Origin of the sequence: Vannielia litorea, from assembly GCF_019801175.1 — a bacterium.
GTDB lineage: Bacteria > Pseudomonadota > Alphaproteobacteria > Rhodobacterales > Rhodobacteraceae > Vannielia > Vannielia litorea_B.
Genome location: NZ_JAHVJR010000003.1, coordinates 223,984 through 236,237, shown reverse-complemented (window position 1 = coordinate 236,237; position 12,254 = coordinate 223,984). Strand labels below are relative to the sequence as shown.

The 12,254-nt window shown below is 63.7% G+C and carries 12 protein-coding genes; 5 read left to right on the top strand and 7 right to left on the bottom strand.

Annotated elements, in window-relative coordinates:
• Nucleotide 1 precedes the first annotated feature (1 nt).
• From KUV38_RS19530 to KUV38_RS19500, 7 genes are all read right to left on the bottom strand, one after another.
• Nucleotides 2–418, bottom strand: coding sequence for a TIGR01244 family sulfur transferase (locus tag KUV38_RS19530; RefSeq protein WP_222471892.1), 417 nt, complete (start codon nucleotides 416–418; stop codon nucleotides 2–4).
• A gap of 3 nt (nucleotides 419–421) precedes the next feature.
• Nucleotides 422–1,306: an MBL fold metallo-hydrolase gene (locus KUV38_RS19525; RefSeq protein ID WP_222471891.1), complete on the bottom strand. Its 885-nt coding sequence runs from the start codon at nucleotides 1,304–1,306 to the stop codon at nucleotides 422–424.
• A 26-nt stretch (nucleotides 1,307–1,332) separates the two neighbouring features.
• A complete protein-coding gene (locus tag KUV38_RS19520) occupies nucleotides 1,333–1,779 on the bottom strand; it encodes a YeeE/YedE family protein (RefSeq protein ID WP_222471890.1) in 447 nt (148 codons plus the stop codon).
• A gap of 4 nt (nucleotides 1,780–1,783) precedes the next feature.
• Entirely contained in the window at nucleotides 1,784–2,215 is a 432-nt protein-coding gene (locus tag KUV38_RS19515; RefSeq protein ID WP_222471889.1) for a YeeE/YedE family protein, read from the bottom strand.
• A 103-nt stretch (nucleotides 2,216–2,318) separates the two neighbouring features.
• Entirely contained in the window at nucleotides 2,319–4,496 is a 2,178-nt protein-coding gene (locus KUV38_RS19510; RefSeq protein WP_222471888.1) for a PAS-domain containing protein, read from the bottom strand.
• Complete coding sequence (locus KUV38_RS19505; RefSeq protein ID WP_315898665.1) at nucleotides 4,497–5,669, bottom strand: FIST N-terminal domain-containing protein; 1,173 nt, start codon at nucleotides 5,667–5,669, stop codon at nucleotides 4,497–4,499. It lies immediately after the preceding gene.
• 51 nt (nucleotides 5,670–5,720) lie between these two features.
• Nucleotides 5,721–6,422 carry a response regulator transcription factor gene (locus KUV38_RS19500; RefSeq protein WP_222471887.1) on the bottom strand — a complete coding sequence of 234 codons (702 nt, stop codon included), beginning with the start codon at nucleotides 6,420–6,422 and terminating at the stop codon, nucleotides 5,721–5,723.
• Nucleotides 6,423–6,603: 181 nt separating this feature from the next.
• On the opposite strand from KUV38_RS19500, the gene KUV38_RS19495 reads away from it, so the two are divergent.
• The 5 genes from KUV38_RS19495 to KUV38_RS19475 all read left to right on the top strand — a co-directional run bounded on the left by KUV38_RS19495 (nucleotide 6,604) and on the right by KUV38_RS19475 (nucleotide 12,108).
• The gene (locus KUV38_RS19495; RefSeq protein ID WP_222471886.1) at nucleotides 6,604–7,122 is read left to right on the top strand and encodes a CoxG family protein; all 519 of its coding nucleotides are present in this window, start codon (nucleotides 6,604–6,606) and stop codon (nucleotides 7,120–7,122) included.
• Nucleotides 7,123–7,177: 55 nt separating this feature from the next.
• Nucleotides 7,178–7,663, top strand: coding sequence for a (2Fe-2S)-binding protein (locus KUV38_RS19490; RefSeq protein ID WP_222471885.1), 486 nt, complete (start codon nucleotides 7,178–7,180; stop codon nucleotides 7,661–7,663).
• Nucleotides 7,664–7,741: 78 nt separating this feature from the next.
• Nucleotides 7,742–10,105 (top strand): xanthine dehydrogenase family protein molybdopterin-binding subunit, encoded by a 2,364-nt coding sequence (locus KUV38_RS19485; RefSeq protein ID WP_222471884.1) that lies wholly within the window; start codon nucleotides 7,742–7,744, stop codon nucleotides 10,103–10,105.
• A gap of 12 nt (nucleotides 10,106–10,117) precedes the next feature.
• Entirely contained in the window at nucleotides 10,118–10,906 is a 789-nt protein-coding gene (locus tag KUV38_RS19480; protein WP_222471883.1) for an FAD binding domain-containing protein, read from the top strand.
• Between the two features lie 167 nt (nucleotides 10,907–11,073).
• Complete coding sequence (locus KUV38_RS19475; RefSeq protein ID WP_222471882.1) at nucleotides 11,074–12,108, top strand: TRAP transporter substrate-binding protein; 1,035 nt, start codon at nucleotides 11,074–11,076, stop codon at nucleotides 12,106–12,108.
• The last annotated feature ends 146 nt before the right edge of the window (nucleotides 12,109–12,254 follow it).

Below are 12,254 nucleotides of genomic sequence, written 5' to 3'. Positions count from 1 at the left end.
CTCAGGCTCCCGTGGTGCCAAGGAAGGCGGAAAGGTCGTACCCCGCTGCGGCGGCTTGCCGGGCGACATCCGCCGCCGGGCGCAAGCGGCACTCGCGGGCGGCCCAGATCATCGCAGACCGCATGCCGGAGCGGCAGAAGGCCAGTGTTGTGCCCGGCGCGGAGGCAAGCGCCGCCTCCAGCGCGTCGGTGTCAGCCTCGGGCACCTCGCGCCCGGAGAGCGGGATGTGGTGATAGGCCAGGCCGTGGCGCTGCGCCTCGGCCCTGATCTCGGCACTGCTCGGCTGGCCCGGCACCTCGCCGTCGGGCCGGTTGTTGATGATCACCCGGAAGCCCGCGGCAGCAAGACCACCGATTTCATCCGGCGTGATCTGGGGGGCGACGAAGTAGTTGCCATCGAGCTGGACAGGCGTGGTCATTTCTCAGAGCCCGTTCAGAGGGACTTTGAGCATCGGCTTGCCGTCCTTATCGGTCGGGATCTCACCCGCGCGCATGTTCACTTGCAGCGAAGGGATGATGAGCTTGGGCATGTCGAGCGTGGCATCCCGTTCGGTGCGGAACTTGATGAAGTCTTCCTTCGACTTGCCCGTACCGACGTGGATGTTGTTGGCCTTTTCCTCGGCCACGGTCGTCTCCCACTGAATTTCGCGGCCGCCCGGGGCGTAGTCGTGGCACATGAAGAGGCGCATCTCCTCGGGCAGCGACAGAACCTTCATGATGCTGTCGTAGAGCACGCCCGCATCGCCGCCGGGAAAGTCGGCCCGGGCCGAGCCGCCATCGGGCATGAAGAGCGTATCGCCGACAAAGGCCGCGTTGCCGATGACATGGGTCATGCAGGCAGGCGTGTGGCCGGGCGTATAGAGCGCGACGGCCTCGAGATTGCCGATCCTGTAGGTGTCGCCATCCACGAAGAGCGCATCGAACTGCGAGCCATCGCGCTGAAACTCGGTGCCCTCGTTGAAGACCTTGCCGAAGGTGTCCTGCACGGTGGTGATCTGCTCGCCGATCCCGATCTTGCCGCCCAGCTTTTGCTGGATGTAGGGCGCTGCTGAGAGGTGATCGGCATGCACGTGAGTTTCGATCAGCCAGTCGACGGTGAGGCCGTTGTCCAGCACATAGGCGATGATCTCATCGGCGTTGTCATAGGTGATGCGGCCTGCGGCGTAGTCGATATCCATCACGCTGTCGATCACGGCGCAATGGCTGCTGTCCGGGTCTTTGACCACGTAGGAGATGGTGTTTGTCGCCTCGTCGAAGAAGGCTTTCACTTCGGGGGTAACGGTGATGTCGATCGGGTAGTCGCTCATGTGAACCTCCATTTCGGGCGGGGCACTCAGGCCTGTGCCGCCTTGGGTTTCTTTCGCGCTGAAGCTTTTTGCAACGCCTTGGCCAGCAGGATGCCTGCGACCAGCGCCACGACGAAGATGAAGACCTCGCTGCGGCCCGCGCCGAGCGCGGGAAGGGCGCCACCCGGGCAGAAGCCCGCGATGCCCCAACCGATGCCAAAGACGAGGCTGCCGCCGATGAGGCGCGCGTCGATCTGGCGGGTGCTGGGAAGGCTAAAGCCCTTACCCCAGATTGGCGCTGCGCGGCGGAAGACCTGCCGGTAGCCGATGAATGCCACAGTCACGGCACCGCCCATCACGAAGGCGAGCGAAGGATCCCACGTGCCCGCGAAGTCGAAGAAGTTGATGACTTTCGCCGGGTTGGCCATGCCGGAGATCGAGATGCCGAGGCCGAATGTGAGGCCGATCAGGTAGATGAGGAAGTGCTTTTTCATTTGGTCAGCCTCCGATCACGTGGCGGATGACGTAAACGGTCGCTGCCGTGCCCGCCATGAAGGAGAGCGTGGCCACGATGGAGCGCGGGGAGAGGCGGGCCATGCCGCAGACGCCGTGGCCGGAGGTGCAGCCCGCGCCGTAGGTGACACCGGCCCCCACGATCAAACCGCCCAGCGCCAGCATGGGGGTTGAGACAGGCACCTCAATCGCGGGCCAGTTGCCGGTGATCGCGAGGTAGAGCGCGGGGCCGGAGACCATGCCGGCGAGCAGGGCGGCGCGCCACGAGAACTCGGAGGAGCTGTCGGGCTGGATGAACCCTGCGAGGATGCCGGTCGCACCGAAGATGCGGCCAAGGGTGGCCATGAGCATCACAGCGGCGAGGCCGATCAGAAGGCCGCCGCCGAGAGATGCATAGGGTGTGAACTCAGTTTCCATGCGCGGGACATCTCCGATTTGGCCGCAAGACACCTGAGGGCTGCGACCGTTCCTGTTCGTTGATGCCTATATATTCAAATTATTGCATTTGACAAGAGGCAGGTCACACACCCACGAGGAATGCCCCGATCCGGTCGCGGTCCACCGGCTTGCCGAGCAGCTCCAGCCCGAGTGCGGCGCAGGCCTCGCGGAGGCGCCGAGAGCGGTCCGCCGAGAGGATACGGGCCGGGATGCTGCCGAACCGGCCCCTGAGCAGGCTGTAGAGTTCTGTACCAGTCATGCCGTGGCCCAACTGTTCGTCGAGCAGCATGGCATCCGGCTTGAGCTGAACCTCGGCCAAAAGCTCGAGCGCTTCGGGGGCGTTATGGGCGTGGAGCACATGCGCGCCCCATCCCTCGATCATCTGGGTCAGAGCGCGGGCAAGGGCGGTGTCGTTCTCGACGAGCAGGACCAACGGGCCCTTGTCGCGCAGGTCAGGATGCGCGGCGGGTGCCTTAACCGAGGGCACAGTGGTGCTTTCGGCCACCGGCACGTTGAGGGAAAAGCAACTGCCTACGCCCTTTTCGGACCAAAGCGACAGCGGGTGGCCGAGCCCCTTGCAGGCCCGTTCCACGATGGCGAGCCCAAGCCCCAGCCCGTCCCCGCGCGTTTCAAGGCGTTTGAACTCCTGAAAGACGAGAGCCTGATCCTCGGGCGCAATGCCACGACCGCTGTCCCACACTTCGATGCGAGCTGCGCTGCCGTTGCGCCTCACGCCAAGGATGACCTTCCCGGTGTCGGTGTAGTTTACCGCGTTCGAGACGAGGTTTTGCACGATCCGCCGCAGGAAGGCCGGGTCGCTCCGCACGGTGAGATTGGTGTCGATGATCCGCAGGCCAATGCCCTTGGCGCGGGCCGTGGGCTCGAGCTGGTGTCGCAGGGGCTCGAAGATGGCCTTGAGCGGGACCGATTGCACATCAAAGCTGGCACGACCCAGATCGAGTTTCGAGATATCGAGCAGGGCGGTGATGATGTCTTCAACATTGCCCAGCGCCTGAGTTGCTTTGTCAGCCAGCTCGCCCGGACGGCCCGGGCCAGCGGCCTCGGTCAGGGACGACAGGAAGAGCTTGGCGGCAGAGAGTGGCTGCATCAGGTCATGGCTGGCGGCGGCAACGAACCGGGACTTGGAGGTGTTGGCCCGCTCGGCCTCGTCAAGTGCTTCTTCCAACTCCAGCGTACGCTCTTCGACCCGGTGCTCGAGCAGTTCATTTATCTGCTGCAAGGCCAGCGAGGCCTGCCGCTCGGAGGTGACATCGGTGAAGGACACAACGAAACCGCGATCCGGCATTTCCTGCGCGAACCCCTGCAAGAAGCGGTTGGCTTCGGTTTGCAGCTCGAAGGTCAACGGCTGCCGGCGGCCGCGTTGCGCGGCCCATTCAACCAGCGTTTCTTGGCTGCGGCCCTCGATGAACAGGGCAGTTTCGGCAATTTGTCGAGCCAGCTCTGCAAAAGACGACCCCAGGGTGCGTTCAGGCAGGGTGATGTCGAACAACTCGCCCAGACGGTCGTTCCACCCGGCCAGCCGCGCCTGCGCGTCGAAAATCGCGACCCCTTGGGTGAGGTGATCCAGCGTCGCCTGAAGCATCTGCACGTGGCCGTGTTGCAGCTTTTCGCGCTCGCGCCGCTCGGCCCGGAAGATCGAGGTGACATCGGTCTGCAGTATCACCGTACCGCCAGAAGCCGTGCGGTGCTCGGAGACCTGAAGCCAGCGATCACGGTTGAGGGAAACGTTGAAAACGGAATGGGCATCGCCGTGGCGGCGCATCCGCCGCGCCGCCCAATCCTTCGGCGACTCGCCTTCGGGCAGTGAAAGGTCGCGGCTGTTGGCCACCAGTTGCACGTAATCGGCAAAGGCCAGCCCCTCGACAAGGCGGGGCTTGATATCCGTCAGCGCCTTGCAGAAGCGGCTGTTGGCGAGCACGAGGCTTTCGGAGGCATCGAAGAGCGCGAAGCCCTCGGCAACGGTCTCGATGGCATCGGCGAGGTTGGAGCGAGCGGCCTCGGCCGAGCTGTTGGCGCGGGCCAACCGGGCGTTGGAGTCCTGCAAGAGATCAAGGGCGCGCTCGAGCTGCATGGTGCGATCACGCACCTGCCCCTCCAGCAGAGCGGCCCTCTCAAACTGCGCGTAGGCGACGCCGCTCTCTTCACTCTTCTGCTCCACACGACGCATCAGCGATTGGACGATCTGGAGGAGTTTCTCGTTCTGCCGCTCGAGACTGTCTTCAGGGTTGATAAGCATCATCTAGCTCACCTCACGCGGCGGGTAGAAGGCGACGCCCGTAATGGTCTGGTTCACGTGCAAAGGGCCGATCTGCTCGCCGTAGGTGTTGAAGCCCACGACCTTGTGGCGCACCAGCGTGTCGGACAGCGCGCGGACAGATTGGGCCTGCTCGGCCTCGATCCGCCGCAGCACGCAATCGCAGCCAAGGATCGAAAGCGGCGCGACCGGCTCGGCCAAAGCCGTAAGCTCGGCGTCGAGGTGGGCGACGATATCCTGCTTGTTGGCGACTGTCAGAACCATGCCTTCGTCGATGGCGGAGAAGAACTGGAGGTCACCCTCCTCAGTCACCCGTTGGATTGCCCGCACATGGTGCTCGGCTCCGATCCGGACAACCACCGGATGGGCGGCGAAGGTGAAGGTATCGAGCTGATTGGGATCCTTGCCGACGATCCGGGCGTATTCGCGGGCCGCGGGCTCTGCATTGATCGACTTCACGATCCGCGCCTTAGGGTCGGCCTCGGTCACGACCATTCGGTCATCGGTGGGTTGCAGGTGGTCGAGAGAGAACACGCGCGCCGGGAGGGTGGTGCGGACAAGGGCCAGAACGGCGGCATCTTGCGCCACGACCCCGTTCAGACCGACCCGAGTGCGGGCGAAATCTACACCGTCGCCGGCGGAGCCGCCAAAGAGAGGAATGCCGCCCAGCGCGGGCGAGAGGGAGGCGGCGAGGATATCTTCCTTGAGAGAGAGGCCATCGACCAGCAGGAAAGCAAAAGCGTTTGGCCGGTCAGGGTTTTGCTCGGCCAAGGTCAGCCGCTCCCTCGCGAGTTGGTCGCCGAAGGCCTGAGCATCCTGTCCATCCAACTCGCTGATGAGCAATGCCGTGGCGGAGAAAGCCGCCGCGGGGAAGGCCACGGCTACGACACGGCCCTCTGCATAGCCAGCGCGCCCGATTTCTCCGGCTGTGGTGCACCCCATGACTTGGGCCGAACCAAACCGTTTGGCAGCGGCCTTCATCAGCTCATCGAACTGGCATTCCGGGCTGGCAAAGAGGCAAACGAGGGCAAAGGGGCCCGGCCCCAGCTCTTCGGCGAGGACGCCGATCACATCAGGATCGGATGCAAAAACCTCGGCCATTTGCGGGCCGAGCTCCTGAGGGTCGGGCGGCCTCGTGGCGTCGGTTTCGGGGGTCAAATGCTCTCCTCCAGCATGTCGCGGGCACTCCTCCCTCCGCGGCAGGACAAGTTAGGAGGAGACCGGCGCGCTTGGCAATACGGAGGAAAATCGCGCTTGGCTTGCAACGAGAACCGCCTGCGTGCGGCTCTGGACCCCGAGCTTGCGCATGATGGCGGTCACATGCGCCTTCACGGTGGTTTCGGCGATTGCGAGGTCGAAGGCGATTTGCTTGTTGAGCTTGCCCTGACAGATAAGCTGCAGAATTCGAGACTGCTGGGCGGTCAGGGTCGACAGGCGCTCGACCGCATCGCTGGCCTCGCTGTCGCCGTTGGCCTCCGTGGCCACAAAGCCCTCCGGCACGTAGCTTTCGCCGCGCGAGACGGCGGCAAGCGCATCGCGAAAGGTGCTGCGCGGGCTGTGCTTGGGAACGAAGCCAGATGCCCCGGCCTTGAGTGCGGCAGAGATCACCTGATTCTCGGCCATCGACGAGACGACGATCACCGGCACGCCGCGCGCGGTGGCCTTGAGCCGGATCAAACCGTCTAGGCCGGACACATCGGGCAGATTCAGGTCGAGCACCACGAGATCGGGCAGATCGCCATCGAGCATGTCGATGGCTGCCTCAAGCCGGTCGCAGGTGCGGACCTCTTTGAAAGAGGCCACGCTCGTGAGGGTCAGCTCCAGCGCGTCGCAGAACAGCGGGTGGTCATCGACCACCAGCGCCCATCCGGTCAGCGCGCCCTTGGGTATATCACGTTCGATCCTGTCCATATCCTCAGAATAACGGCGCGGGCGCGGGTGGTCACTTGCCAATTGGTCGGGGGCGGGTGAGTATTTCGGCGCGGGCACTGGACCGGCCAAAGCGCCGACATACTTCGGACCCAAGCCTTTGGTCGAATAGGCGCAAGCCCGTGCGCTTCCTAGGGTCTGTTTCAAGCGAGGGAGGTGATTCATGGAACTCAGCGACAGCCGCGTGATCAAGGCGACCCCGCAGACCGTATGGAACGGCCTGCTCGATGCAGACGTGCTCAAGGCCTGTGTGCCGGGCTGCACGGAAATGTCCGGCTCGCCGGAAGAGGGCTTCGAGGCGACCGTGGTGCAGAAGGTCGGGCCGGTGAAGGCCACCTTCAAGGGGGCTGTGACCCTCTCCGAGATGAATGAGCCGAACAGCCTTACCATCTCCGGTGAAGGCAAGGGCGGCGCCGCGGGCTTTGCCAAGGGTGGTGCCGATGTCGAGCTCAAGGAAGTGCCCGAGGGCACCGAGCTGACCTACAAGGTCGAGGCCAAGGTGGGCGGCAAGCTGGCACAGCTGGGCAGCCGCATCATCGACGGTTTCGCAAAAAAGATGGCAGACCAGTTCTTCGAGAACTTCCAGACCGCCATCGAGGGCCCGCCCGAAGGTGAGGCCGACCCGGCGGAAGATGCGCCGACAGAAAAGAAAGGGTGGCTCAAGCGCCTGACCGGCAGCTGACCCTCCCCGACCCAAGCGAATTTCAAGCCAGGATAACCACACAGGGAGGATTGCAATGGCAACGGTAACAATGACGGTCAACGGGAAGTCCCGGACCGGCGAAGCGGAGGGGCGCACCCTCCTTGTTTCGTTCTTGCGAGAAGAGCTGAACCTCACCGGCACCCACGTGGGCTGCGACACCAGCCAGTGCGGCGCCTGCGTGGTGCATGTGAACGGCGAGGCCGTGAAGGCCTGCACCATGTTCGCTCAGGAAGCCGACGGCGCCGAGGTGAGCACTATCGAAGGCCAGGCCAACGCCGACGGCTCGCTCAACACGATCCAGCAGGCGTTTCAGGATCACCACGGCCTTCAGTGCGGCTTTTGCACCCCCGGCATGGTGATGTCGGCGGCGGCGCTCCTGAAGGAGAACCCCAAGCCGACCGAGCAGGAAGTTCGCAATTACCTGCAGGGCAACATCTGCCGCTGCACCGGCTACCACAACATCGTCAAGGCGATCATGGCAGCCAGTGGGCAGGACGTGAGCGCGATCGCCGCCGAGTGAGCCATCCCGGCCCCCGCTCTGCGGGCCGGATCAGCTTTAGGGTGGGCCCGGCCCACCATCCCCAAGGGAGGATATGAGATGCCCAAAGACGGTGGCATTGGCGCCAGCACCAAGCGGCGCGAAGACGTTCGGTTCTTGACCGGCAAAGGCAAGTATACCGACGACATCAACATCAATAACCAGACCTACGTGTACTTTCTGCGCTCCGACGTGGCGCATGGCACGCTGAACAATGTGGACACCAGCGCAGCCGAAGGCATGCCCGGCGTGATCCGCGTGTTCACCGGCAAGGACTTCGAAGGCATCGGCGGCCTCCCCTGTGGCTGGCAGGTGACCGACCGCCACGGTGAGCCGATGCAGGAGCCGCCGCACCCCGTGCTGGCACAGGGCAAGGTCCGCCACGTGGGCGACCCGATTGCCGCTGTCGTCGCCGAGAGCCTCGAACAGGCGCGCGATGCGGCCGAAGCGATCGACGTGGACATCACCGACCTTCCGGCGGTGATCGACATGAAGGCCGCGGTTCAGGATGGCGCGCCCAAAGTGCATGACGATCTGACCAGCAACCTCTGCTACGATTGGGGCTTCGTCGAAGACAACCGTCAGGCAGTAGATGATGCCATCAAGTCGGCCCACCACGTCACCACGCTGGAGCTCAAGAACAACCGCCTCGTCGCCAACCCGATGGAGCCCCGCGTGGCCGTGGGCGACTTCAACGATGCGACCGGCGATCACACGCTTTACACTACCTCGCAGAACCCGCATGTGATCCGTCTGCTCATGGGCGCCTTCGTGCTGGGCATTCCCGAGCACAAGCTGCGGGTCGTTGCCCCTGATGTGGGCGGCGGTTTTGGCACCAAGATCTTCCATTACGCTGAAGAGGCCTTTTGCACCTTCGCCGCCAAGGAAATCCGGCGTCCGGTCAAGTGGACCTGCTCTCGCTCAGAGGCGTTCATCTCCGACGCCCATGGCCGCGATCATGTGACCAAGATCGAGCTGGCGATGGATGCCGAGGGCAATTTCACCGCCCTGCGCACCGAGACCTACGCGAACATGGGGGCCTACCTCTCCACCTTCGCGCCTTCGGTGCCGACATGGCTGCACGGCACGCTGATGGCCGGCAACTACAAGACGCCGCTGATTTACGTGAACGTGAAAGCCGTGTTTACCAACACCGTGCCGGTGGACGCCTATCGCGGCGCAGGCCGCCCCGAGGCGACCTTCCAGCTGGAGCGGGTGATCGACAAGGCCGCCCGCGAGATCGGGATGGACCCGATCGAGCTGCGCCGGAAGAACTTCATCACCGAGTTCCCCTATGCCACGCCGGTTGCGGTGGAATATGACACCGGCAACTACAACGCCACGATGGACAAGCTCATCGAGGTGGCCGATTTCGCCGGGTTCGAGGCGCGTGCCGCCGAGAGCAAGGCGCGCGGCAAGCTGCGTGGCCTGGGTGTGAACTGCTATATCGAGGCCTGCGGCATCGCGCCGTCGAACCTCGTGGGTCAGCTCGGCGCACGCGCCGGCCTTTACGAGAGCGCGACGGTGCGAGTGAACGCCACCGGCTCGATCTCGGTGATGACCGGCTCCCACTCCCACGGTCAGGGCCATGAAACGGCCTTCCCGCAGGTGGTGGCCGACATGATCGGCATCGACGCCAGCCAGGTTGAGATCGTTCACGGAGACACCGCTAACACCCCGATGGGCATGGGCACCTACGGCTCCCGCTCGCTCGCCGTGGGTGGCTCCGCCATGGTGCGTGCGACCGAGAAGATCATCGCCAAGGCGAAGAAGATTGCGGCGCACCTGATGGAAGCCTCCGAAGGCGACATCGAGTTGAAGGACGGTGCCTTCACCGTGGCCGGCACCGACAAGTCGGTGGCTTGGGGCGATGTGACCCTCGCGGCCTACGTGCCCCACAACTACCCGCTCGAAGAGATCGAGCCGGGGCTGGAGGAAACCGCATTCTACGACCCGTCCAACTTCACCTACCCCTCCGGCGCCTACAGCTGCGAGGTCGAGGTGGACCCGGACACCGGCAAGGTGGAAGTGCTGGCCTTTGCGGCGGCGGATGACTTCGGCAATGTAGTCAACCCGATGATCGTGGAGGGCCAGGTGCACGGCGGTATCGCTCAAGGTATCGGCCAGGCCATGCTGGAAAACTGCGCCTATGACGATGACGGGCAGCTGCTCTCAGGGTCCTACATGGATTATGCCATGCCCCGAGCAGCTGATCTGCCCAACTTTGTCGTAGATCACTCCTGCCAGACGCCATGCACCCACAACCCGCTTGGGGTGAAGGGCTGTGGCGAGGCCGGGGCCATCGGCTCCCCGCCGGCTCTGGTCAACGCTGTCTGCGATGCATTGCAGCGCGCCGGCAAGGATGTGAAACATATCGATATGCCGCTCTCGCCCTCCCGGGTCTGGGCTGCGATGAACGGCTGAGGAGAAACGATCATGTATAGCTTCGAATTCGAAAAACCCTCCACCATCGACGAGGCCGTTGCGGCTTTGTCGAGCGAAGGGGCGCAGGCACTCGGGGGCGGACAAACGCTCATCCCCACGCTCAAGCAGCGCCTGAACGCGCCGGAAAAGCTGGTTTCGCTCACCGGCATCGCCGAGATGAAAGGCGTGTCCTCGGATGGCGGCACGATGAAGATCGGCGGCGGCACCACCCATGGCACCGTGGCCAAGGAGGCGAAAGGCAGCTTTGCCGGTCTCGCCAAGCTGGCCTCGCTCATCGGCGACCCGGCAGTGCGCAACCGGGGAACCATTGGTGGCAGCCTTGCCAACAACGACCCGGCGGCCTGCTACCCGTCGGCCTGCATGGCCACTGGCGCGACGATCCGCACCAACACCCGTGAGATCGCAGCGGGTGACTTTTTCGACGGGCTGTTCACCACGGCGCTCGAAGAAGGCGAGATTATCGTTGGCGTCGACTTCCCGGTGCCGCAGGCCTCGGACTACCAGAAGTTCGAACAGCCTGCCTCGCGCTTTCCGCTCGTGGGCGTCTTCGTTGCCAAATACGGCGACCGCGTCGGCGTGGGCGTGACCGGCGCTGGCGAGGATGGCGTGTTCCGCTGGGCGGAAGCCGAGGAGGCGCTCGCGGGCAACTTCTCGCCCGATGCCGTGACCGGGCTCAGCCATTCAGCGGACGGCCTGATCAGCGATCTGCACGGCACCGCGGAATACCGCGCGCACCTGATCGGCGTGCTGACCAAGCGGGCCGTTGCAGCGGCCAGCTGACGCCATCGCTATAGAAATCATGCAGCGCCCCGCCCACTCGGCGGGGCGTTTTGCATTGAGAGCTCAAGAAAAATTTTATTAACGCAGCGCATAATCGCATGGCCCGCGTAGGGCCTCTGTGCGACGATCCGCGCCGAACCAAGTTTTCATGTTTCTGGGAGGATCAAATGAAAACCCGTCGCACCTTTCTCAACATGGCCGGGGCCGCTGCGCTTGCTACCGCTGGCTTCACCGCACAAGCTCAGGCGCAGGAAACGCTGAACCTGCACCAGATGCTGCCGCCTCAGGCTGCCGTGCCGTCGCAGATTCTCGAGCCGTGGATGGCCAAGGTCGCCGAAGAATCGAATGGCACGCTGAGCATCAAGCACTTCCCGTCGATGCAGCTTGGCGGCACCCCGCCGGAGCTGATGGACCAGGCCAAGGACGGCGTGGCCGATATCGTCTGGACCGTGATCGGCTACACACCGGGTCGCTTCCCCCGGACCGAAGTGTTCGAATTGCCGTTCATGGCAACCAATGCCGAGGCGACCTCGATGGCCTTTTGGGACATGTTCGAGACCCACATGAAAGACACCGAGTTTGCCGACCTGCACATCATCGGCACATGGGTGCACGGGCCTGGCCTGTTCCACACCAAAGATGCGGTCGAAGTGCCCGAAGACCTTGAGGGCATGAAAATCCGCGGCGGCTCGCGGCTTGTGACCCAACTGCTCGAAAAGCTCGGCGCCACCCCTGTTGGCATGCCGGTGCCCGCCGTGTCGGAGGCGCTTTCCAAAGGCGTAATCGACGGCACCACCATTCCGTGGGAGGTGACCACCGCCGTGAAAAGCTCGGAACTGGTGACCAACCACACCGAGTTCACAGGCAACGCGCTTTACGTGCTGGGCTTCGTGCTCGCGATGAACAAAGACAAGTACGAGAGCCTGCCGGATGACGCGAAGGCCGCGCTCGACGCCAACTCCGGCGCGGAGTTCTCCGCTTGGGCTGGCAAGATGATGGATGAGCTGGACGCCCCCGGCCTGAAAATCGCCGAGGATCTTGGCAACAACATCATCACCATCGACGCCGAAGGCACCGAAGAGTGGAAAGAGCTCTCCGAGCCGATCTACGCCGAATGGATCGCCGACATGGAGAGCAAGGGAATCGACGGGCAGGCCCTGATCGACGAGGCCCGCGCGAAGATTGCCGAGTACACCAAGTAAGCGGCCATCAGATTTGCAGAACGCCCCGCCTCGTGCGGGGCGTTTTCGTTTGTGGTGCGCGCTAAAATTATCGATAATTTAGCTGGATCGAAGATGCGATATAAGGCAATCTCGGCACTATAATGCAAAACCATCACCAACGGGAG

What these genes read in the sequence shown, in the direction of transcription:
- KUV38_RS19530 (WP_222471892.1), bottom strand. Translation starts at nt 418, where the DNA reads ATGACCACGCCTGTCCAGCTCGATGGCAACTACTTCGTCGCCCCCCAG.
- KUV38_RS19525 (WP_222471891.1), bottom strand. Translation starts at nt 1,306, where the DNA reads ATGAGCGACTACCCGATCGACATCACCGTTACCCCCGAAGTGAAAGCC.
- KUV38_RS19520 (WP_222471890.1), bottom strand. Translation starts at nt 1,779, where the DNA reads ATGAAAAAGCACTTCCTCATCTACCTGATCGGCCTCACATTCGGCCTC.
- KUV38_RS19515 (WP_222471889.1), bottom strand. Translation starts at nt 2,215, where the DNA reads ATGGAAACTGAGTTCACACCCTATGCATCTCTCGGCGGCGGCCTTCTG.
- KUV38_RS19510 (WP_222471888.1), bottom strand. Translation starts at nt 4,496, where the DNA reads ATGATGCTTATCAACCCTGAAGACAGTCTCGAGCGGCAGAACGAGAAA.
- KUV38_RS19500 (WP_222471887.1), bottom strand. Translation starts at nt 6,422, where the DNA reads ATGGACAGGATCGAACGTGATATACCCAAGGGCGCGCTGACCGGATGG.
- KUV38_RS19495 (WP_222471886.1), top strand. Translation starts at nt 6,604, where the DNA reads ATGGAACTCAGCGACAGCCGCGTGATCAAGGCGACCCCGCAGACCGTA.
- KUV38_RS19490 (WP_222471885.1), top strand. Translation starts at nt 7,178, where the DNA reads ATGGCAACGGTAACAATGACGGTCAACGGGAAGTCCCGGACCGGCGAA.
- KUV38_RS19485 (WP_222471884.1), top strand. Translation starts at nt 7,742, where the DNA reads ATGCCCAAAGACGGTGGCATTGGCGCCAGCACCAAGCGGCGCGAAGAC.
- KUV38_RS19480 (WP_222471883.1), top strand. Translation starts at nt 10,118, where the DNA reads ATGTATAGCTTCGAATTCGAAAAACCCTCCACCATCGACGAGGCCGTT.
- KUV38_RS19475 (WP_222471882.1), top strand. Translation starts at nt 11,074, where the DNA reads ATGAAAACCCGTCGCACCTTTCTCAACATGGCCGGGGCCGCTGCGCTT.